Below are 21,002 nucleotides of genomic sequence, written 5' to 3' on the forward strand. Positions count from 1 at the left end.
TCGGTGGACGAGCTGCTGGGCAAGCTGAAAGAAGCGGGGGTGATCTGATGGCTGTTCTGCTGCTTGGGGAAGTGACGAACGGGGTGCTGAACCGCGATGCGACCGCCAAGGCGGTGCAGGCGGTCAAGGCGCTTGGCGATGTGACGGTGCTCTGCGCCGGCGCCTCGGCCAAAGCGGCCGCCGAGGAGGCCGCGAAGATCGCCGGGGTCGCCAGGGTGCTGGTCGCGGAAGCCCCGCTTTACGGCCACCGCCTGGCCGAGCCGACCGCGGCGCTGATCCTGGGCCTGGCCGGCGATTACGACCACATCGCCGCGCCGGCGACCACGGACGCCAAGAACGTCATGCCGCGGGTTGCGGCGCTNGCCTGGCCGAGCCGACCGCGGCGCTGATCCTGGGCCTGGCCGGCGATTACGACCACATCGCCGCGCCGGCGACCACGGACGCCAAGAACGTCATGCCGCGGGTTGCGGCGCTCTTGGACGTGATGGTGCTGTCGGATGTCTCGGCCGTGATCGACGCCGAGACCTTCGAGCGGCCGATCTATGCCGGCAACGCCATCCAGGTGGTGAAGTCGCGGGACGCGAAGAAGGTCTTCACCATCCGCACGGCGAGCTTCGACGCGGCGGGGATCGGCGGCAACGCCCCGGTCACCGAGACCGCCGCTGCCGCCGATCCGGGCCTGTCGAGNGCCGCCGCCGCCGCCGATCCCGGCCTGTCCTCCTGGGTGGCCGACGAGGTGGCCGAGAGCGACCGCCCCGAGCTGACCTCGGCCAGGCGCGTGGTCTCGGGCGGACGCGGCCTCGGCTCGAAGGAGAGCTTCGCGATCATCGAAGAGCTGGCCGACAAGCTCGGCGCCGCGGTGGGCGCCTCCCGCGCGGCGGTGGACTCGGGCTATGCCCCGAACGACTGGCAGGTCGGGCAGACCGGCAAGGTGGTCGCCCCCGAGCTCTATGTCGCGGTGGGCATCTCGGGCGCGATCCAGCACCTGGCGGGGATGAAGGACAGCAAGGTGATCGTGGCGATNCCCCGAGCTGACCTCGGCGAAACGCGTGGTCTCGGGCGGCCGCGGCCTCGGCTCGAAGGAGAGCTTCGCGATCATCGAAGAGCTGGCCGACAAGCTCGGCGCCGCGGTGGGCGCCTCGCGCGCGGCGGTGGACAGCGGCTATGCCCCGAACGACTGGCAGGTCGGCCAGACCGGCAAGGTGGTCGCCCCCGAGCTCTATGTCGCGGTGGGCATCTCGGGCGCGATCCAGCACCTGGCGGGGATGAAGGACAGCAAGGTGATCGTGGCGATCAACAAGGACGAGGAGGCGCCGATCTTCCAGATCGCCGATTACGGCCTGGTGGGCGACCTGTTCACCGTGGTCCCGGAACTGACCGGCAAGCTCTGAGGGTTTTCACCGTTTCCGCAAATACCCCGGGGGGAGCGACCCCGCGGCCCCATCGAGGGGCCACGGGGCCGCGGGGGGCAGAGCCCCTCACCGCCCGGAACATATCCCGAAAACCGCCCGGCCGGCCGCCGGGCGGTTTTTGCATTGAACGTCCGGCCCGCTTGCGCCTATCGTCCCGCCTGACCGACGAAAGGATGAGGTTCATGGCGATTCAATCGGTGGGCGTGATCGGCGCCGGGCAGATGGGCAACGGCATCGCGCATGTCTTTGCGCTGGCGGGTTATGACGTGCTGATGACCGACATCTCGCGCGAGGCGCTGGACAGGGCGCTGGCGCAGATCGACCACAACCTGGACCGCCAGGTCAGCCGCGGCAAGATCACCCCCGAGGACAAGGATGCGGCGATGAAGCGCATCGCCACCACGATGACCCTGGCGGACCTGGGCAGGACCGACCTGATCATCGAGGCCGCGACCGAGCGCGAAACCGTCAAGCAGGCAATCTTCGAGGATCTCCTGCCGCATCTGAAGCCCGAGACCATCCTGACCTCGAACACCTCGTCGATCTCGATTACCCGGCTGGCCAGCCGCACCGACCGTCCCGAGCGCTTCATGGGCTTCCATTTCATGAACCCGGTTCCGGTCATGCAGCTGGTCGAGTTGATCCGCGGCATCGCCACCAACGAGGAGACCTACAAGGCCCTGGTCGAGGTGGTCGAGAAGATCGGCAAGACCTCGGCCAGCGCCGAGGATTTCCCGGCCTTCATCGTCAACCGCATCCTGATGCCGATGATCAACGAAGCGGTCTATACGCTTTACGAGGGTGTCGGCTCGGTCAAGTCCATCGACCAGTCGATGAAGCTGGGCGCCAACCATCCGATGGGGCCGCTGGAACTGGCGGATTTCATCGGCCTGGACACCTGCCTTGCGATCATGAACGTGCTGCACGAGGGGCTGGCGGATACGAAATACCGCCCCTGCCCGCTCTTGGTGAAATATGTCGAGGCGGGCTGGCTGGGCCGCAAGACCGGGCGCGGCTTCTACGACTATTCCGGCGAGGAGCCGGTACCGACGCGGTAGAAGAGGGCTCTGCCTCCATGTTTGACCGCCCCCTGGACGCATGATGGGGGACAAAGGATTTGGGACCGCGTGGCTATTTTTCTACGTGGACTCAATACATTACAATGGAGAGCGCCAGAAGCCTTGATGCTTTTGGCACAATGAGAGGGGTTGCGCGGGGAAACCGGAACAATACGGTCAATAAAAATCAAAGGTTGCGGCGCTACGGATCATTGCAATGGGGTCGGGAGTGTCCTGAACTCTGTGTATCTGTCCCGTTCCATGGGGTTTCAGACACTCAGGCGGCGAAGCGCCCGTTGCACATTTTGGCGAACTGATTGCGGGCCGCAAACCATTCCCGAACGTTGCGGCCATCTTTCTCGAAATTGCGGATCGCGAGATGGATCAGCTTGGCCGCAGCCTCATCCGTCGGAAACGAGCCGCGTGTCTTGATGGATTTCCGGATCATGAGCTACTCCCCTGAAATCGGACAGTGACGGAAGCTACGATCTGACGTTTGCTGGTCTCCACGGACAAGGAGATTAGGAATGCGGAAGCGCAGGAACCATGACGCGGGCTTCAAGGCGCGCGTGGCGCTTGAGGCCGTGAAGGGCGAGCGCACTGTGTCTGAGCTGGCCGCCGAATACGGCGTGCATCCGACGATGATCCACCAGTGGAAGAAGGCGCTGCTCGACGGGGCTGCGGATATCTTCGAGCGCGGCGGCAGAAAGCCCGTTGCGGAAGTGGATGAGGAGACGGTCCGGTCGCTGCACGCCAAGATCGGGGAGCTGGCCGTCGCCAACGATTTTTTGTCACGAAAGCTCAAGCCGTGGACCGGCAAGTGAGGCGTGGGATGATTGAGCGGGACCATCCCGCGCTGTCGATCGTGGCGCAGTGCCGCCTGCTGTCGATCTCGCGCTCGTCGTTCTATCATGAACCGGCCGGAGAGACGGAGCGGAACCTCGGGCTGATGCGGCTGATCGACCAGCAGTTCCTCGATACGCCCTTCTACGGCGTCCGGCAGATGACCTGGCATCTGCAGAATGAAGGCCATGGCGTGAACCAGAAGCGCATCCGGCGGCTGATGCGGCTCATGCGCCTGATGCCGATCTACCAGAAGCCCAACACCAGCAAGCCGAGGAAGGGTCGCAAGACCTGGCCCTATCTGCTGGGCGGGCTGCGGGTGGATCGTCCCGGCCAGGTCTGGTGCGCCGATATCACCTACCTGCCGATGCGGCGCGGCTTCCTGTATCTGGTGGCCATCATGGACTGGTTCACCCGCAAGGTTCTGGCCTGGCGCATCTCGAACATGCAAGGCGCAAGTTGAAGGAGATCTTCGAGCGCGACGGCTCCGAGATCGCGGCCGAGGGCCTGCGCCGGATCGCCGAGCTTTACCGGATCGAGGCTGAGACCCGTAGCATGGGCCACGGCCAACGACTGTCGGCTCGCCAGGCGCACAGTGCGCCGCTGGTCGCCGCCTTTGGCGACTGGCTGCAGCTGCAGTGCCGGCGCATATCGATAAAGTCCCGCCTCGGGGAGAAACTGGCCTATATCCATCGTCACTGGGACGGGCTGCAGACCTTCCTGCGCGATGGCCGGGTCGAGATCGACTCCAACAGCATCGAGAACCTGATCCGCCCGATCGCCCTGACCCGCAAGAACGCACTCTTCGCCGGCCATGACGAGGGCGGTCGATCATGGGCTCGCATCGCATCCCTAATCGCTACCGCTAAGGTCAACGGCGTCGAGCCCTTCGCCTACCTCAAGACAACCTTGGAAGCCGTGGCCGCCAGTCACCCGCAAGCGAGGATCGACGATCTGCTGCCCTGGAACTTCAAGCCGTCAAGCTGAAAGCAGGTGCGGTGCCGCTTACACTTGTCAATTATTCCACCGAAATAAGCAGTCGCGTCCGAATGGCGGCTTTGGCGGTCCGCAACGTGGTATTTTGACAGATTGGCAAGGACAGCTTCGGGCAGTTCGGAACCAGACTGCTCGAGCGCATGCTTCAGGCGTGCCAAATGCGCCGGTCCCTGCGGGGCAATCAGGCCGTATTCCGCCAGATGACCCCGCAGCACCGAGATCGCCTGCGTTCGCTGCCGCACGAGCAGATCGCGCGTCTTGAACGTCAGGCCCGCAACTTGCTTCGTCACGCGCTTCACCTCCACGAACCGCATGGTCGGGCGCGATGCCGCCTCCGCGATGGCCTCGGCATCGGCAGCGTCGTTCTTCTGCCGCTTTACGAACGGCTTCACATAGGCCGGCGCAATCAGTCTGACCGCGTGGCCCAACTCACCGACCTTTCGGCCCCAGCGATGCGCCGACGCACAGGCCTCCATCGCCACTATGCAGCGCGGCTGCTCCGCCAGGAAACGCAAAAGCTGCACACGCGAAAGTTTACGCCGGAAAATGACAGACCCATCGGCCCCCGCGCCGTGCAGCTGGAACACGTTCTTGGCCAAATCCAGCCCGATGATGCTAACCTCTCCCATGGACGCTCTCCTCTATAGCGGTGTTTCAACACCCGCTACCTTGGCACATCGATGCCGTCGGGGGGGCGTCCACCCCATCGGTTACGAAAGCACGAGGTTCGACCCATAGGTGTCGCGACCGCTGCGGCTACGCCAGGATCGCCACAATAACCCTCCCTGACTGCCAGTCGTCAGAAGCCGGTCGGAATCCACGCTGGGTCTTCGGTCCCAGGATCCACGACCAGCCGGTACGGCAGGTCATGCTGCATCTGCTCCACAACTGACGCTCAGAGCAAACCAAGAACCGTATCTGGATCAGGTAGACCCGAATCGGCCACTCCGGCGTGATCGAAGGGTGTCCGAACTTGATGTAGAGCGCCTCGCACTCGGCGTCCAGGCCGGCCTGGGCCTTGCTCATCACCCACCGGATCTTGCAAAGTGGCTGCCGCGCAGGGATACGCGCCTCGAGGTCGAAACAGCTGAACAACGCCCCGCGCGTCTTGTCCGCCCCGCCGGTCATGTCCCGCCCGCCGCCATCCGCAGGATGAATCATGCATCAAGGCCGGACCGAGGGCCGACTATTCTAGTGGCCGGCCAGGCTTCTGCCAGATCGCGCAGTGCGGCGGGTCGAAAAAGACATGACCCATCTAGAAAACCCTTGATTTCTATCCAGTATCATGCTGCAAATAAATTGCCCGTTATCGAATCGTGATGGCGTGGGCTGGTTATGGTATTTTTCATTAATGTTTTGTGACTTTGGCGCCGGTTCGATGGCGGACGAAAGTTAACTCCGCATGAAATAAACATTCGCTTAGTGAGGAATTACATGCCCTATTTCACAGAGCTTCCGGAAGGTCTGATCCAGATTGAAGGCGATACTATCATCATTGACACCAATGACCTGAACCTTCTTAATATCACCAATCAGCCTGATAATGAATTTTCCCTCTATGATGTCGAATCGCCCACGGGCACAACGCTTTCGAACGGGGACGAGCTGTCGCTTGTCGACTCCGACGAAAATACCCTCATTTCAGGGACATATGTCGGGGATATCACGGTTTCCACTGCTTCGGTGGAGGTCGGGCTGGGCGCGCTGTTCAGTCTCGGCGCCACATTGAACCCTCTCGAGGGCGAACTCTTCCAGGACGAGAGTGGAAATTTCTATGTCATCAGTGAAGACGGGCTGGATCCCAGCCATCTGGGCGTCGAGCTGACCATCACGCTGGCCGGAAACGAATATACGGCGGTCGGCGCGGACGTGAGCGAAGCATTGGAAAACCTGGCCAGTGCTGTGGAGGACGTTCCCTTGGTCGGCGGCACCGCTGCAGCACTTATCCGCGGGGCCGGTGATGCTGTCCAAGACGCCCTGGATACGGCCGCGATTACCGTGGAGGTCGACGAAACTGGAACCATGGACCTGACTGATGAAGAAGTACTGCCTTGCTTCCTTCATGGAACCCTGATCGCGACTCCGGATGGCGAAAAGCCGGTGGAAACCCTGGTTGCCGGCGATGAAATCCTGGCCCATACAGGAAAGGCGATCACCATAAAATGGGTGGGCCGCAGGACCGTTCGCAATAACCGGCTTGACAGCCGCCATCTTCCGGTTTGCATCAAAGCCGGATCGCTAGGTGACGGGCTTCCGCATAGCGATCTGTATGTCACTGCCGACCATGGCATGATTATCGACGATATGGTGATCAATGCGGGCGCGCTGGTTAATGGTAGTTCGATCTGCTTCGTCGACAGTACTGCGATGCCCAGCGAGTTCACCTATTATCATATCGAGACTGAGAACCACGACGAGATCTTGGCGAATGGTGCGCCGACCGAAACGTTTGTCGACTACATCGGCCGAAAGTCGTTCGACAACCATGACGAGTATCTGGCCCTCTATGGCGCAGAGCGGATCATCCCGGAGATGAAGCGCATTCGCATTTCCGCGCGCCGGCAGTTGCCCGCATATCTTTGCGAACGTCTCGGCGCCGGCTCGTTCTCTGATCAGGTGGACCGGGAATTCGACGTCTTGATGGCGAAACTGAAAGCCGCCTGACGATCAGTCCCAAACTCCCATGCCCGGACTTTGGCTATGTCGGCACGGATAATCGTTGCAGGCACGGCACAAGGCCGGGCATTTTTACCAGAAGCATCATAAGCAATAAAAATCATAGCGCCCGAGCCTATCCCAAAAGTGTATTAGAATAATGCTTAATGACCTGGATTTGATCGAGAACGAAACTCGAATAAAACCTCGTGAGGTTAGTTCATATGTAGAAAAAGCTGCCTTGCTGCGGCAGCAGAAAGGACCAGAAGAATCACTCAAGGTACTAATCCCCTTACTACCACGTCATCCAGACCAGATACCTCTGCGCTACGAGCTTTCCATTGCCTCTCGGGAGGCAGGCAATCTCCAGGCCAGCCTTGAGCATCTTGATGCGATTCTGGTCAAGCAGCCTCGCCACAAATGGGCTTTGCTCGGAAGGGTCAAAACCCTCATGCAAGCGGGTCGACAGGTGGAAGCGTTCGCGGCCATCGACAACGCCTTGAATATCCTGCCCGAGAACATCGACCTCTTGGTGCGTAAAGGTGCAATGCTGCGCCAGTTTAGGGGCGCCAGAGAAGCGCTTGATTTCTTGCTTCCCCTTCTGTCCCATTTTCCAGACAATATTTCTCTCCGTCGCGAAGTTTCTGTTGCTTTCCAAGAGACAGGAAATCTGCAGGCCAGCTTGGAGCATATTGACGCGATCCTGGCCAGGCAACCTCAGCACAAATGGGCCCTGCTCGGAAGGGCCAAAACCCTCATGCAAGTGGGTCGACAGGTAGAAGCAATCGAGGCCATCGACAATGCTTTGAATATCCTACCGGAAAACGCCAATCTTCTGGTGCGCAAGGGCGCCTTGCTGCGCCAGTTGAGAGACGCGGGCGAGGCGCTTGAGTTTTTGACCCCCCTTGTATCGCGTTATCCGGACATGATCCCTCTGCACCACGAAATTTCTGTTGCCTTAAGAGAGACAGGGGATTTCCAGGCCAGCCAGAAGCATCTGGATGCGATCCTTGCCAAGCAACCTGACCACAAATGGGCATTGCTTGGAAAGGTTAGAAATCTCATACAGGATGGCCGAGAAGACGAACTGATGTTGGTGGCTGAGGATCTCGCATCGCGCATCCGAAATTCCCTCCCAGATCAGGCGGGAAACATCACCGAGGCGGCTCTCGGCCCAATAAAGGAAATGCCGGACAAAATCGCTGAATACCTGCTGAAGGAATTTTCATCTGCCTCAGAGCGGTGCGCTAGGGCACTGCCGGTCATGCTGTTATGGAACGCATATGAAAAGGCAGAAACCCTGGGATTGGGATATCTTTATCGCGGCGCGATCGAAGGCATTCTTTCACGGAATGATTTGCGAGCTTTCAATCTTGTTCATATAATAAAATCGGTAACGAAAGGCGGTATTCGTGAGGCGGAACGCCTTGTTCAACGCCTCTCCGGCTTGCTTGGCGATTCAGAGCGCCCTCTGTTCGACATGGAAATGGGAGGAATGACCGGAAAGGCAAAGGACGCTCTGCATGGCCGGCCTAGAGATCCGCATGATAGATCCGTAGCGGAGGTGTTGAGCATTTCGCGACTTTTGCAGCAGTCGGGAAGATTGCATGTTGCGGCACGTTACCTTGGGATGGCCCGTCGAAAGCATCCATCGGATTTGACCTTGTTCCGGGAGCATATCGTGTCTCTCACCAAGAGCGGCCAGATGGATATTGCCAGAAGGGAGTTGGAGAAAGTCGACCAACCTTCTTTTTCCAGAAGTCGGGCGTGGACCATAGCCATGGCCGTATGTTGGTATGAGATGGGTTGTCCTGCTCGAACCATGGAGCTGCTGGAAACCCTTCAAGAGTCGGGAAAATTGAAAAGCCACTTCGAGATGCGACTGCGATCGCTGATCCGTCTTGGACGCCTGGACGCAGCAGTCGATCTGGTGAAGGATAACCAGTCGGGGCAAAGCGCAAACAGCAACCCGCATTTCTTTTCAACTTTGGCCGGCCTGGTTGCAGCAGATTGCCTGCTTTCGAGAAAGCACGAAAAGAATGTTTCATTAACCACGCCCCCCGCGATACTGACCATCGAAAGGTGGTTGTCTTCGACAAGCTCAAGGGTGATCCCTGCCGATAGCGGATCGGTGCGGCATGAGGGCGTCATGCAATATTGGAACAAGGGCACCCCACCGGCATATCTGCGGGAGATCATGCAAACTTGGCAGAAAGCCTTTTGTCAACATTATCAATTGTTCGACCAGAAGGCCGCCTTGAAGTTCCTGACACGGCATTTGGGGAAAGACTGGGCCGATGCATTGAGAAACGCCGCATCACCCGCGGAGGAAAGTGACTATTTTCGCCTTTGCTACCTCATGATCCAAGGTGGAATTTATGCAGATTGCGACGACTGGCTCGTGGGAGATCCATATCCGCTGACTCGCTTGGGGTCAAACCTTGTGGTGTATCAGGAGCCCGGCGGCGTCATGGGGAATAACGTCATTGCGGCACCGCCAGGGCACCCCGCCATTGTTTGGGCAGCAGTTGCAGCAAAAAAATCCCTGGAAGAGCGCCATAATGATAGCACATGGTCAAAAACCGGACCAGGGCTTCTGACGCGGGCCGTGGCCCAGCATATACGCCGCCGACGCCCCGGAACGAACTTGAACCTTGTCGTTGAGCCTCGCTGGAAGCTTGGCACATTCGTTCAATTTCATACTCCTCTGCCTTACAAGAGATCAAAGAGCTACTGGAATAGTGGCGGAGCCCGTCGGAATTTTCCGGTGTTTATGGAACTGGTTGGAAGGTAGCGTTATCAGGCCTATTACTCGCTGGTCGGACGCGATTACGAATGGGATTTTCCGAGCCACTTCGCGATCATTGGACGGGCTCTGGGGTGATTTAAGCCGCTCTCTGGCTCTGCCGGTCGGTTTCGCTCTGCTGTTGACGCAGACCGCGGTGGGCGGCTGTCCGCCATGGGCGGCGCGAGGCCGCTCTGGTGGTTGCAGAAGGCGATCCATCTGCCGGCGCCGGTCTTGGCCTGCGAGCCGGTCTCCCAGGCGTGCGGGCATTCCTTCGGACCGGTGGCAGTCATGCCCTCACTCCCCAACGACGACGCTATTGTCCGGCTGGTCGGTGCGCTGATGCTCGAGACCAACGACGAGTGGGCGGTTGCGCGGCGCTACATGAGCCTTGAAACGCTCGCCCGCGTCACCGACAATCCCAACATCAGGCTGCCAGCCGTGGCATCCTGATCAGCCCCTGACCTTTCCGAGGGTCGGCGCTCTTACACCATCCCGTGGGACACTATCGCACCAGCGGCAGGCATATTTGGGGCGCCGCGTGACCAGCAACCGGAACTGTGCCGGCATTATTATCCAGCCACTCCGACACATCCGCGCCGATCTTCGTCATCTCGCCGGAACCACAGGGGCAAAGCGTGCCGGCAGGCTCGATGACGCGCTCGACCCGGGGCAGATGCCCACGGTTACGCTTGGGCCTGCGCGGCTCCTCACCACGTGCCCTTTGCATCGCCGCTTCGGCCTTTTCCTGGGCCTCCTCGAGCACACCTTGCACAAATTCGGCATCTTCCAGAGGAAGGTTGAACTGCTCGGGCGACAATTTTCCGGAGCGGGGGCCAAACTTTTTGCGCCGCGCCGCGCGCAGGATATCCTGCAGCCGCCGATTGGCCTCTTGCGTTGCTGCCAGCATCGCCTCGACCTCGGCGAGGCGGGCTTTCAGCAGGCATTTTCATGTGCAAGATCCGCGGCATCCATGACAGGAAGTGAAGCACGGAACGCGCCTTTCCCGCAGTAAAAAAGGGGGTTCCGCTCGCTTTTCGACTATCCTGCCGCCAGCGGACACGGCACCCCCTCCGAGTGGACCAGCCGCCCACCGCTCGGGCCCTCGATCACCTCAAGCCGAAAGTTTCAACGCCTGTCGAGCCGTCCAAATGGACGCCCATTTTGCCGTCTCTCTTCAAATCCAGCATCTCCGCTGCGACCATGCGCGCATAATGCAGGCATCAGGCCAGAAATGGCACGACGCGATTGCCGCCGCGCTTACGCTGGTCGATGCAAATCAGGCAGACGACAGATGTCGTCCTGTAGGCCCTGCTCATGGCCGTCTGGCGGCGCAAGCCCAAGAACAAGGTGCTGATCCACTCGGACCAAGGAAGCCAGTTCACCAGCATGGATTGGGCTGCGTTCCTGCGTGCCCACAACCTGGAGCATTCGATGAGCCGCCGTGGCAACTGTCACGACAACGCCGTTGCCGAGAGCTTCTTCAACCTGCTCAAACGGGAACGGATCAGGCGCAAGACCTACCGGACCCGCGAAGAAGCCAGGCCGGACGTGTTCGATTACATCGAGATGTCCTACAACCCGAAGCGCAAGCATGCGCGGAACGGGATGCTGTCGCCCGCCCAGTTCGAACGGCGGCAGATGATGAAACGTGACGGCGTCTGAGAAACTCGGGGCTGTTCAGGTCGGCTCGGCATGTTCCCGACACTGCGGGAATGGATCGGCCAACGGCAGGGGAACAGCCTCAAGGCGCATGACGTGCGCGGCAGGCGCGGTCGCGCAACTGGCCGAACTGGACAGCATCGCGCGCGACCTCGCGCAGCGCAACCGGAACGCGCACTATGCGGAAGGCGGGCCCGACCCGGCCCGCTTCGTGCCGGCCGAGGCCCTGCAGGCAGCCCTGACCGAGCGGAACGCGAAGGCGCAGGCCGATGACGGGTTCGTGCGCGCCTCTTTGCGTGCAAGGCCGAGAACCCCGCAAGGCTGCGGGTCGACCCGGAACGCCGCGCCAAAAAAGAGGCCGTGAATCATGATTGAAGTCGAATTCAACGATTCCCAGATCGCCCCGCGCCTTCAGAATGCTTGAAATGCCCCTCGTTGATGCAGCGCCGGCCATGGGTGAAATCGGCAAGACCCTGCTGCACTCGACGCAGGATCACTTTCAGGCAGGCATGACGTCGGAAGGCCCGTTTGCACCACGCGCTCCTGTCACCCCGGCACGCTACAGGAAGCCGAAGCAGAAACACGGGGCCACCCCCGTTATGGCAGGGTGGCAACATGAACCGGACGATCCACATGTCCGATGATGATGATGGATCGGTTATTATCGGGCTCGGCCGCAATCCGGTCAGCCGTCACGCAGTTCACCGCCAAGAGGTCCGAACGGCCGAAGCTTTGCGGCGATCTCCCGGCCTGGACGCACATCGGCCTTTCCGATGAGGGTCGAGGAAACGTGGTCGAGATCGTCCAAGAGCGGTTGCCCCCCCTCTGATCCCCCGAAAAGCAGGCTCAAACCTTTTGACACCGCAGATCAGAGGCTTTGACACATGACAACGGGGCCGGCCAAACATTCCCTCGGGGCTATTTGCACATGGAAGAAATTCACGGCTTGCTGCCGATCCGGGGCTCGGTCCCGGAAAGGATGCGCGCTATATTGGCGTGGTGGCGGATGAAGATCAGCACCGCCATGAACGCCGCTACCGCCGCCATGCTCGGGCCGTCAAGCCAGAGGGCGAGAAAAGGCGTCAGCGCCGCCGCCACCAGCGCCGAGAGCGAGGAGATCCGGCCCACCGCCGCCGTCAGCAGCCAGATCCCGCAGGCGCTGAGGCCCAGCCGCCAGTCCAGCGCCAGCAGCGTGCCGAGGAAGGTGGCGACACCCTTGCCGCCGCGAAAGCCCAGCCAGACCGGGAACAGGTGGCCCAGGAAGGCCGCCGCCCCCGCGACCAGCGCAGCATCGGGACCGGCGAGCCAGCGCGCCAGCAGCACGGCGATGGCGCCCTTGCCGCTGTCCAGAAGCAGCGTGGCCAGCGCCGCTGGCTTGTTGCCGGTGCGCAGCACATTGGTCGCGCCGATATTGCCCGAGCCGATCCGGCGCAGGTCGCCCAGCCCCAGCGCCCGGGTGATGACGATGCCGAAGGGGATCGAGCCCAGAAGATAGCCGATGACGGCCCAGAGGATCAGGCTCATGCGTCCGCTCCGAAGACGCGGCGGCCGGCGACCCAAGTGCCCAGCACCCGGCCCTCCATCCGCGCGCCGTCGAAGGGAGTGTTCTTCGACTTCGACAGCAGGGTGAAGCGGTCCAGCACGAAGGGCGCGTCCGGGTCGAACAGCAGCAGGTCGGCCGGCGCCCCCGCCGCAAGCCGCCCGCCCGGCAGACCCAGCCGCCGCGCCGGATTGAGCGACATCGCCCGCCACAGCTGCGGCAGGCTCAGCCCGCCCTGGTGGTAAAGCCGCATCGCCGCCGGCAGCAGGGTCTGCAGCCCCACCGCGCCCGGCGCCGCCTCGGCAAAGGGCAGGCGCTTGCTTTCCTCGTCCTGCGGGGTGTGGAAGCTGGCGATCACGTCGATCAGCCCCTCGGCCACCGCCTCGACCATGGCCAGCCGGTCCTCCTCGGAGCGGAGCGGCGGGGTGAAGCGGAAGAAGGTGCGATAGCCGCCCACGTCATATTCGTTGAGCGTCAGGTGGTGGATCGAGATACCGGCACTCACGTCCAGCCCGGCATCGCGCGCCCGCTTCAAGGCCGGCAGGCTGGCCGCGACGGTGATCTGGTCGGCATGGTAGCGGGCGCCGGTCATCGCCACCAGCGCCAGGTCGCGGTCGAGCCCCATCACCTCGGCCATGGGCGAGACCGCGGGCAGGCCGTAGAGCGAGGCGAACTTGCCGCCGGTCGCCGCGGCACCCCTGGACAGGCCCGGCTCCTGCGGATGGCCGACGATCAGCGCGCCCAGGCCGCGGGCATAGGTCATGCAGCGCGACAGGAGCCGGGTGTCCGAAACCACCCGCACCCCGTCGGTGAAGGCCACGGCGCCGGCATCCTGCAGAAAGCCCATCTCGACCATCTCGCGCCCTTCGCGGGCGCGGGTCAGCGCCGCCATGTGGCGGATGTTCACCGGCGCGTCGGCCGCCCGGCGGGTGGCGAATTCCAGCGATTCCGGCGCATCGATCGGCGGCATCGTGTCGGGCCGCGCAATCACCGTGGTCACGCCCCCCGCCGCCGCCGCCAGCCCGGCGCTGCGGAAGCTTTCCTTGTGCCGCTCGCCCGGCTCGCCGATCTTGACGCCCCAGTCGATCAGCCCGGGCGCGAGGCATTTGCCGCCGCAGTCGATCAGCTCGGCGCCTTGCGGGGCGTCGGCACCCATGGCTTCGATCCGGCCGTCGCGGACGGTCAGCGAGCCTTCCTCGACCGATTGCGCCTCGGGGTCGACCAGCCGGGCATTGTGGAAGTGCAGGATCATGCCATCATCTCCGCCGCCTTGGCGCCGCGCTCGGCGCGCAGGTTGCGCGCCAGAAGGTCCATCGCCGCCATGCGCACCGCGACCCCCATTTCCACCTGGTCCTGGATCACCGAACGGTTGATGTCGTCGGCGATGGTGCCGTCGATCTCGACCCCGCGATTCATCGGCCCCGGATGCATGACGATGGCATCGGGCGCCGCCAGCGCCAGCTTCTCGGCGTCCAGCCCCCAGCGGTGGTAATATTCCCGCTCGGACGGGATGAAGCCGCCGTCCATGCGTTCCTTCTGCAGGCGCAGCATCATCACCACATCGGCGCCCTTCAGCCCCTCGCGCATGTCCTCGTAGACCTCGCAGCCCCAGTCGCGGGCGCCCGAGGGCATCAGCGTCGCCGGGCCGACCAGGCGCAGCCGGTTCTCCATCTTGCCCAGCAGGATCAGGTTCGAGCGCGCCACCCGGCTATGGGCGATATCGCCGCAGATCGCCACGGTCAGCCGGTGCAGCCGCCCCTTGGCGCGGCGGATGGTCAAGGCGTCCAGAAGCGCCTGGGTCGGATGCTCGTGCCGGCCGTCGCCCGCGTTCAACACCGCGCAATTCACCTTCTGCGCCAAGAGATCCACGGCGCCCGACTGCGGATGGCGCACCACCAGCAGGTCGGGATGCATGGCGTTCAACGTCAGCGCGGTGTCGATCAGCGTCTCGCCCTTCTTCACCGAACTGGTCTGCATCGCCATGTTCATCACATCGGCGCCCAGCCGCTTGCCGGCCAGCTCAAAGCTCGACTGCGTGCGGGTCGAGGCCTCGAAGAACATGTTGATCTGCGTCATCCCCGCCAAGGCATCGGAATGCTTCACCGTGCGGCGGTTCAGATCAACATAGGTCTCGGCCAGATCGAGAAGCGTGGTGATTTCGGGGGGGGCGAGCGGCTCGATCCCCAGAAGATGGCGGGCACGGAACATGGCTTGATCCCCAAGGTCGCGGTCGCGCCTTCTATGGCAAATGGCGGGGCGGGCGGCAAGCAGCCCCTTGCCTTGGCGCGGATTTTGCCGCATCGCGGAATCATGCGTGAACAGATCGGCCTTGTCAGTTTCGTCTCCTCGGGTCCGGGCGACCCCGAACTCCTGACCCTGCGCGCCGCACGGCTGTTGGCCCAGGCGGATGTGGTGCTTTACGACGACCTCGCCTCGGGCCCGGTGCTGGACCAGGCCGGCCCGCAGGCCGTGCGCATTTCGGTCGGCAAACGCGCCGGCCGGCCCTCGGCCAAACAGGAACATGTCAACGCCCTGCTGATCGAACATGCGCAGGCGGGCAAGCATGTGGTGCGGCTGAAATCCGGCGATTCGGGCATATTCGGCCGGCTGGAAGAGGAACTGGCGGCGCTGCGCAGCCACGGCATCCCGTTCCAGATCGTGCCGGGCGTGCCCTCGGCCATGGCCGCGGCCGCCGTCGCCGGCCTGCCGCTGACCCGACGCCAGACCGCGCGCCGGCTGCAATTCGTCACCGGCGCCGACGTGACCGGCGGCCTGCCCGAGGACCAGAACTGGGCCGCCCTGGCCGATCCGCGCGCCACCACCGTGGTCTTCATGGGCCAGCGCACCTTCCCGCGCATGGCGGCGCTGCTGGTCGAAAACGGCCTGCCCCCCGACACCCCCGCCCTGCTGGCCGAGGCGGTGGGCCATCCGCATCAGCGCCTGATCCGCACCACCGTCGCCGCCCTGGCCAGGCAGCTGGCCAGCGAAGGCCCCAGCCCGCATCCGGCGCTGATCCTCTACGGCCCGCTGGCCGAGGGGAACTGAACCCGGCCGCTTCTTCGTTCTTCAAATACCCAATATTGCACCCGCGCCGCCAAAAGCTATTCTGGCCGCCGAAAGAGGGATCGTCATGCTGGGTTTCGTCACCATCCAGGACCAGACGCCGGGCGCCGGCGACCGGCTGCTGACCGCCACGGCCGAGCGGCTGGCCGCCGCCGGGCTGCGGCTGGCCGGCGCGGTGCAGATCAATACCGAGATCAGCCCCGGCTGCGAATGCGACATGGACCTGCGCATCCTGGGCGACGCCGGCCCGCTGGTGCGCATCACCCAGTCGCTGGGCGCGGGCTCGCAGGCCTGCCGGCTGGATACCGGCGCGCTGGCCCAGGCCGTCGCCCGCACGGAAACGGTGCTGGACCGCGGCGCCGAATTGCTGATCGTCAACAAGTTCGGCAAGCAGGAATGCTTCGGCCGCGGCTTTCGCGACACCATCGCCCGCGCGCTGGCTGCCGGCATCCCGGTGCTGGTGCATGTGCCCGACGAACAACTGCCGGGCTTTCGCGACTTTGCCGGCGACCTGGCCGAAGAGTTGCGGCCGGAACAGATCGACGACTGGTGCCGCGCCCGCCTGGCGGATTCCGCCGCATGACCGTGCAGATCGACGCGCGCGGCCTGTTGTGCCCCCTGCCGGTGCTGCGGCTGCGCAAGCGGCTGATGGCGCTGCCCCGGGGCGCGCGGGTCACGCTGCTGGCCACCGACCCCGCCGCCGTGATCGACGTGCCGCATTTCTGCGCCGAATCCGGCCACCGGCTGATCGGCAGCCGCGAGGTGGCGCCGGGCGAGACCGAATATACCGTCGAGCGCGGCCCCGCCTGCGCGATCGCCGCGGACTGATGCTGGCGATCTTCCTGAAGACCCTGCCGTTCTTTCTCGTTATCGGCACGGGCTGGCTGGCCGGGCGCACGCGCTTCTTCCCGCCCGAGGCGACCGGCTGGCTGACGAAATTCGTCTTCTACTTCGCGCTTTCGGCCATGCTGTTCCGCTTTGCCGCGACGCTGGACGTGGCCAGCCTTTTCGACCCGGCCTTCGTCCTGGCCTATCTGTCGGGGTCTGCCGCGCTTTGGGCGCTGGGATTTGCGGTGGCGCGCTGGCGCCGCCAGCCGCTCGCCGCCGCGGCGATGGAGGCGCATACCGCGATGACCGGCAATACCGGCTTTCTGGGCGTGCCGATGCTGGTCGTGCTGCTGGGCGAGCGTGCCATCGGCCCGGTGCTGATGGTGCTGACCATCGACATGGTGGTGTTCTCGACCCTCATCACCCTGATCGTCACCGCGGCAAGGCAGGGGCGGGTGCGGCTTTCGACGCTGGTGCCCTTGCTGCGCGGCATCGTCTCGAACCCGATGATCGTCTCGATGCTGGCCGGCTTGGCTTGGGCCGGGCTGCAGCTGCCGATGCCGGGACCGCTGGACGAGTTCCTGGCGCTCTTGGGCGCCTCGGCCACGCCGGGGGCACTCTTCGCCATCGGTGCCAGCCTCGCCGGCCGCGCGGCCGAGCGCATGGGCCCGGCACTCTGGCTCAGCTTCGCCAAGCTGGTGCTGCATCCGCTGGCCGTGGGCATCGCCGCGCTGGCGGTCTTCGGGGTCGAGCCCTATGCGGCGGGGGTGATGATCGCCGCCGCCAGCCTGCCGGTCGCCGGCAATGTCTATATCCTTGCGCAATATTTCGGCACCGCCGTGCAGCGCGTCTCGGCGGCCATCCTGATCTCGACCGCGGCCAGCATCGCCACGGTTCCCGTCGTCATTCACTGGATCACGAAAGGCTAGACCATGCGCGACATCTCGGCCCTGACGCTCGACAACCTGCTGTTCCGGATGGACGAAGACGGCATCGCCACCGTCACCCTGAACCGCGCCGCCAAGCGCAACGCGCTGAACGCCGAGACCATCGAGGAACTGGTCGAGGTCTTTTCCGCCCTGCCCGCCTCGGGCGCCCGCGCCGTGGTGCTGCGCGCCGAGGGGCCGCATTTCTGCGCCGGGCTGGACCTGGTCGAGCACGGGCGCGAAGAGCGCAGCCCGGCCGAGTTCATGCGCATCTGCCTGCGCTGGCACGAAGCCTTCAACAAGATCGAATACGGCGGCGTGCCGGTCATCGCGGCGCTGAAGGGCGCGGTCGTGGGCGGCGGGCTGGAGTTGGCCTCCTCGGTCCATATCCGGGTCATGGACGAGACCACCTATTTCGGCCTGCCCGAGGGCCAGCGCGGGCTGTTCACCGGCGGCGGTGCCACCATCCGCGTGCCGCGGCTGATCGGCCAGGCGCGCATGGTGGACATGATGCTGACCGGCCGGCTCTATTCCGGGGACGAGGCAGTGCAGGTCGGGCTGGCGCAATACCGCGTGGCAGACAGCGAGGCCATGGCCTATGATCTTGCCCGTCGCGTGGCGCAGAACACGCCCTTGTCGAATTTCGCCGCCTGCTCGGCGATCTCGCATATGCAGAACATGTCGGGGCTGGACGCCGCCTATGCCGAATCCATGGTCGCCGGCATCGTCAACACCCAGGACGCCGCCAAGGGCCGGCTGGACAGCTTTGCCCAGGGCACGGCGCAAAAGATCAAGCCGGGCGAGGCAGGCTGATCCTGCCGGGTTTCGGCCGCAAGAAACGGATCGCGGCCGCGTGCCAAGGCGGCAACATGCCCTGCGCAACCGGCCCCGGGGGTCGAAGGAGGGAAGATCATGCCGGTACCGACCGCCACCAACCGCCCCATGACGCCGCTGGAATGGGCGATGCTGCTGGCCCTGTCGGCGGTCTGGGGCGGGTCGTTCTTTTTCAACGCCGTGGCGGTGCGGGAACTGCCGGTGTTCACCGTGGTCGTGTCGCGCGTGGCGCTGGCCGCGCTGATCCTTTTGGCCGTCCTGCGGCTGCGGGGCGAGCGGATGCCGCGCGGCCGCGCGGTCTGGGCGGCCTTCCTGGGCATGGGCATGCTGAACAATGCCGTCCCGTTTTCGCTGATCGTCTGGGGACAGCAGCATATCGCCTCGGGCGCGGCTTCGATCCTGAATGCCGCGACGCCGCTTTTCACCGTGATCCTCGCCCATGTCCTGACCAGCGACGAGCGCATGACCGGCGGCAAGCTGGCCGGGGTGCTGATCGGCTTTGCCGGCGTGGCCGTGATGATCGGCGCGGATGCGCTGCGCGACCTGGGCGCGCATGTCGTGGCGCAGCTTGCCTGCCTGGCCGGGGCGCTGTCCTATGGTTTCGCGGGCATCTACGGGCGCCGCTTCCGCGCGATGGGGGTCAGCCCGATGAGCACGGCGACCGGACAGGTGATCGCATCGAGCCTGATCCTGCTGCCGCTTGTCGCGGTCGTCGACCGGCCATGGACGCTGGCGGCGCCAAGCCCGGCGGCCATCTTTGCGCTGATCGGCCTGGCGGCGATTTCGACTGCGCTGGCCTATGTGCTGTATTTCCGCATCCTGGCCACGGCGGGCGCAACCAATCTCGTGCTGGTGACATTCCTGATCCCGGTCAGCGCCATCCTTCTGGGCCTCCTGTTCCTGGGCGAAACCCTTCAACCGCGCCATGGCGCCGGCATGGCGCTGATCGGCCTGGGGCTGGCGGCGATCGACGGGCGGCCCTGGCGGGCCGCGGGGCGGCGCAGCCGGGCCGGCTGAACGATGCCCCGATCACAGCCAGCCCAGGAGGCGCCACCACAACCAATCGAGCGGCATCAGCACCAGGAAGGTCAGCAGCGCCAGCGGCAGGGTGATGCGCAGCACATGGCCCAGCTTTTCGCCCGAAAGCTGCATGGCCAGCACGAAGGGTCCGACCTGATAGGGAAAGATCACCGTGGCAAAGCCGACCACCTGGGTCATCAGCACCGCCTTGAGCGACAGGCCCGTGGCGGCGGCCAGGTCCGGCGCCATGGGCGTCAGCACGGTGGGCACGCCGGGATTGGTCGTGACCAGCCCCATCAGCCCCGACATCGAGGTCAGCGACAGGAAATTGGCGAAGCGCGCGCCCTGCCGCAGCGGCAGCCAGTCCTGCAAGACCCCGCCCAGCACGCTGCCCAGCCCCGAGGCATTGACCACCGCCCCCAGCGCCAGCGCGCCGGCGACGAACAGCACCATGCCGAAATCCACCGAGGCGTTGAACTGCTTGGGCGGCACCGCGCCCAGCCCCGGCATCAGCAGCAGAACCGCCGTGGCGATCCCGATCCAGGCCGGGCCGATGCCGTGCAGGCGGTCGGTCATCCACAGGGCCAGCGTGGCGGCAAGGATCAGCGCCACCCGCCGCTCCTGCGGCGATAGCGGAGTCCGGGCGGCGGTTTCGGTGCAGCCGGGCTCGATCCGGTCGGGGAACAGCGCGACGACCAGCGCCACGGTCAGCGCCGATTTCAGGATCCCCAGCACCGGGTAATGCAGCAGCAGATAGGACATGTAGCCGAAGGTGACGCCGTGCTGACCCTCGGCCGCACCGGCCAGGATCATGTTGGGGATGTTCGAGGGCAGGATGGCAAAGCTCGGCATGTTGCAGGCCATGGTCAGCGCCACCGCCAGGCCGATGCGCCCGTTCGAACCCTTGTGCAGCCCCAGCCGCTCGGCCAGCGCCATGCCGACCGGCACCAGCACCACCGCCCGGCCGACCGACGAGGGCATGACGAAACCCAGCGCCATCGCCGCCAGCGTCATCACCAGGACCAGCCGCAGGTAGCTGCCGCCCGCCAGCGGCGCCAGCACCCCGGCGATCCGCCCGCCCAGCCCCGAGCCGGTGATCGCCGCCCCGATGACGAAGCCCGACACGATCAGCCAGACCGCGGCCGAGCCGAAGCCGGCAAAGACCAGCTCGGGCGGCGCAAGGCCGGGGATCAGCACCGCGGCGAAGAAGATCAGCGAGGTCAGGAAGGGCGGGACCAGCCCGGTGCTCCACAAGGCCAGCGTGACCAGCACAACCGCGGCATTGCGGCCCAGCGGCTGCGGCACCGGCCCGACGGCCAGCAGGACGGCCAGGACCAGGCCGGCAAGAAAGACGAGGGGACGGACGGAAAGCTTCATGGC

At 64.3% G+C, this 21,002-nt stretch carries 21 protein-coding genes and 4 pseudogenes; 17 read left to right on the top strand and 8 right to left on the bottom strand.

Annotated features, from left to right (window positions below):
• Positions 1 to 47 precede the first annotated feature (47 nt).
• From ACDP63_RS10190 to ACDP63_RS10200, 3 genes and pseudogenes are all read left to right on the top strand, one after another.
• Positions 48 to 1,021 (top strand): annotated as a pseudogene (locus tag ACDP63_RS10190) (electron transfer flavoprotein subunit alpha/FixB family protein); the annotation flags it as partial.
• A gap of 4 nt (positions 1,022 to 1,025) precedes the next feature.
• A pseudogene (locus ACDP63_RS10195) lies at positions 1,026 to 1,391 on the top strand (electron transfer flavoprotein subunit alpha/FixB family protein); the annotation flags it as partial.
• Between the two features lie 203 nt (positions 1,392 to 1,594).
• Positions 1,595 to 2,470: a 3-hydroxybutyryl-CoA dehydrogenase gene (locus tag ACDP63_RS10200; protein ID WP_024846208.1), complete on the top strand. Its 876-nt coding sequence runs from the start codon at positions 1,595 to 1,597 to the stop codon at positions 2,468 to 2,470.
• Between the two features lie 277 nt (positions 2,471 to 2,747).
• Here the strand turns inward: ACDP63_RS10200 and ACDP63_RS10205 are convergent, their stop codons facing one another.
• A complete protein-coding gene (locus ACDP63_RS10205; RefSeq protein ID WP_407672824.1) occupies positions 2,748 to 2,918 on the bottom strand; it encodes a hypothetical protein in 171 nt (56 codons plus the stop codon).
• A gap of 79 nt (positions 2,919 to 2,997) precedes the next feature.
• Between ACDP63_RS10205 and ACDP63_RS10210 the strand changes: the two genes are divergently transcribed.
• From ACDP63_RS10210 to ACDP63_RS10220, 3 genes are read left to right on the top strand one after another with little or no spacing between them, the layout of a single operon-like run.
• On the top strand, positions 2,998 to 3,294 hold the full coding sequence (locus tag ACDP63_RS10210; protein WP_024846207.1) for a transposase: 297 nt from the start codon (positions 2,998 to 3,000) through the stop codon (positions 3,292 to 3,294).
• Between the two features lie 8 nt (positions 3,295 to 3,302).
• A complete protein-coding gene (locus tag ACDP63_RS10215; protein ID WP_147428231.1) occupies positions 3,303 to 3,776 on the top strand; it encodes an IS3 family transposase in 474 nt (157 codons plus the stop codon).
• A complete protein-coding gene (locus tag ACDP63_RS10220) occupies positions 3,773 to 4,300 on the top strand; it encodes a transposase (RefSeq protein WP_407672823.1) in 528 nt (175 codons plus the stop codon). The genes ACDP63_RS10215 and ACDP63_RS10220 overlap by 4 nt, the downstream gene beginning before the upstream one ends.
• Here ACDP63_RS10220 and ACDP63_RS10225 read toward each other — a convergent pair.
• Together ACDP63_RS10225 and ACDP63_RS10230 are read right to left on the bottom strand one after the other, a co-directional pair.
• A complete protein-coding gene (locus ACDP63_RS10225) occupies positions 4,243 to 4,938 on the bottom strand; it encodes an IS110 family transposase (RefSeq protein ID WP_024846124.1) in 696 nt (231 codons plus the stop codon). The genes ACDP63_RS10220 and ACDP63_RS10225 overlap by 58 nt on opposite strands.
• Before the next feature lie 127 nt (positions 4,939 to 5,065).
• Entirely contained in the window at positions 5,066 to 5,470 is a 405-nt protein-coding gene (locus ACDP63_RS10230) for a hypothetical protein (RefSeq protein ID WP_147277984.1), read from the bottom strand.
• Positions 5,471 to 5,743: 273 nt separating this feature from the next.
• On the opposite strand from ACDP63_RS10230, the gene ACDP63_RS10235 reads away from it, so the two are divergent.
• From ACDP63_RS10235 to ACDP63_RS10245, 3 genes and pseudogenes are all read left to right on the top strand, one after another.
• Positions 5,744 to 6,973 (top strand): Hint domain-containing protein, encoded by a 1,230-nt coding sequence (locus ACDP63_RS10235; RefSeq protein ID WP_024846122.1) that lies wholly within the window; start codon positions 5,744 to 5,746, stop codon positions 6,971 to 6,973.
• A 169-nt stretch (positions 6,974 to 7,142) separates the two neighbouring features.
• Positions 7,143 to 9,758, top strand: coding sequence for a tetratricopeptide repeat protein (locus ACDP63_RS10240; protein ID WP_167521759.1), 2,616 nt, complete (start codon positions 7,143 to 7,145; stop codon positions 9,756 to 9,758).
• A 279-nt stretch (positions 9,759 to 10,037) separates the two neighbouring features.
• Positions 10,038 to 10,202: pseudogene (locus tag ACDP63_RS10245) on the top strand (IS256 family transposase); the annotation flags it as partial.
• Between the two features lie 52 nt (positions 10,203 to 10,254).
• Here the strand turns inward: ACDP63_RS10245 and ACDP63_RS10250 are convergent.
• Positions 10,255 to 10,659 carry a hypothetical protein gene (locus tag ACDP63_RS10250; protein WP_051419408.1) on the bottom strand — a complete coding sequence of 135 codons (405 nt, stop codon included), beginning with the start codon at positions 10,657 to 10,659 and terminating at the stop codon, positions 10,255 to 10,257.
• Between the two features lie 356 nt (positions 10,660 to 11,015).
• Between ACDP63_RS10250 and ACDP63_RS10255 the strand changes: the two are divergent.
• Positions 11,016 to 11,414: pseudogene (locus tag ACDP63_RS10255) on the top strand (IS3 family transposase); the annotation flags it as partial.
• Between the two features lie 88 nt (positions 11,415 to 11,502).
• A complete protein-coding gene (locus ACDP63_RS10260; protein WP_024843954.1) occupies positions 11,503 to 11,775 on the top strand; it encodes a hypothetical protein in 273 nt (90 codons plus the stop codon).
• A gap of 575 nt (positions 11,776 to 12,350) precedes the next feature.
• On the opposite strand, the gene plsY is transcribed toward ACDP63_RS10260, so the two are convergent.
• The 3 genes from plsY to ACDP63_RS10275 are packed head-to-tail and all read right to left on the bottom strand — an operon-like array spanning position 12,351 to position 15,159.
• Positions 12,351 to 12,935 (bottom strand): glycerol-3-phosphate 1-O-acyltransferase PlsY, encoded by a 585-nt coding sequence (plsY, locus tag ACDP63_RS10265; RefSeq protein ID WP_024843956.1) that lies wholly within the window; start codon positions 12,933 to 12,935, stop codon positions 12,351 to 12,353.
• Positions 12,932 to 14,203: a dihydroorotase gene (gene pyrC, locus ACDP63_RS10270; protein ID WP_024843957.1), complete on the bottom strand. Its 1,272-nt coding sequence runs from the start codon at positions 14,201 to 14,203 to the stop codon at positions 12,932 to 12,934. The genes plsY and pyrC overlap by 4 nt, the downstream gene beginning before the upstream one ends.
• The gene (locus ACDP63_RS10275; RefSeq protein WP_024843958.1) at positions 14,200 to 15,159 is read right to left on the bottom strand and encodes an aspartate carbamoyltransferase catalytic subunit; all 960 of its coding nucleotides are present in this window, start codon (positions 15,157 to 15,159) and stop codon (positions 14,200 to 14,202) included. The genes pyrC and ACDP63_RS10275 overlap by 4 nt, the downstream gene beginning before the upstream one ends.
• Positions 15,160 to 15,261: 102 nt before the next feature.
• On the opposite strand from ACDP63_RS10275, the gene cobA reads away from it, so the two are divergent.
• The 6 genes from cobA (at position 15,262) to ACDP63_RS10305 (ending at position 19,619) form a co-directional block, all read left to right on the top strand.
• On the top strand, positions 15,262 to 15,996 hold the full coding sequence (gene cobA / locus ACDP63_RS10280) for a uroporphyrinogen-III C-methyltransferase (protein ID WP_028709759.1): 735 nt from the start codon (positions 15,262 to 15,264) through the stop codon (positions 15,994 to 15,996).
• Between the two features lie 85 nt (positions 15,997 to 16,081).
• Positions 16,082 to 16,597 carry a DUF2478 domain-containing protein gene (locus ACDP63_RS10285; protein ID WP_024843960.1) on the top strand — a complete coding sequence of 172 codons (516 nt, stop codon included), beginning with the start codon at positions 16,082 to 16,084 and terminating at the stop codon, positions 16,595 to 16,597.
• Complete coding sequence (locus ACDP63_RS10290) at positions 16,594 to 16,842, top strand: sulfurtransferase TusA family protein (protein ID WP_024843961.1); 249 nt, start codon at positions 16,594 to 16,596, stop codon at positions 16,840 to 16,842. Before ACDP63_RS10285 ends, ACDP63_RS10290 begins: the two co-directional genes overlap by 4 nt.
• Positions 16,842 to 17,771 (top strand): AEC family transporter, encoded by a 930-nt coding sequence (locus tag ACDP63_RS10295; RefSeq protein WP_028709760.1) that lies wholly within the window; start codon positions 16,842 to 16,844, stop codon positions 17,769 to 17,771. The genes ACDP63_RS10290 and ACDP63_RS10295 overlap by 1 nt, the downstream gene beginning before the upstream one ends.
• A gap of 3 nt (positions 17,772 to 17,774) precedes the next feature.
• A complete protein-coding gene (locus ACDP63_RS10300) occupies positions 17,775 to 18,581 on the top strand; it encodes a crotonase/enoyl-CoA hydratase family protein (protein WP_028709761.1) in 807 nt (268 codons plus the stop codon).
• Positions 18,582 to 18,680: 99 nt separating this feature from the next.
• Positions 18,681 to 19,619, top strand: coding sequence for a DMT family transporter (locus ACDP63_RS10305; RefSeq protein WP_024843964.1), 939 nt, complete (start codon positions 18,681 to 18,683; stop codon positions 19,617 to 19,619).
• Positions 19,620 to 19,631: 12 nt separating this feature from the next.
• On the opposite strand, the gene ACDP63_RS10310 is transcribed toward ACDP63_RS10305, so the two are convergent.
• Positions 19,632 to 20,999, bottom strand: coding sequence for an SLC13 family permease (locus ACDP63_RS10310; protein WP_409928018.1), 1,368 nt, complete (start codon positions 20,997 to 20,999; stop codon positions 19,632 to 19,634).
• Positions 21,000 to 21,002 lie beyond the last annotated feature (3 nt).

The sequence above is a fragment of the Paracoccus sp. P2 genome (assembly GCF_046335115.1).
Classification (GTDB): domain Bacteria; phylum Pseudomonadota; class Alphaproteobacteria; order Rhodobacterales; family Rhodobacteraceae; genus Paracoccus; species Paracoccus pantotrophus.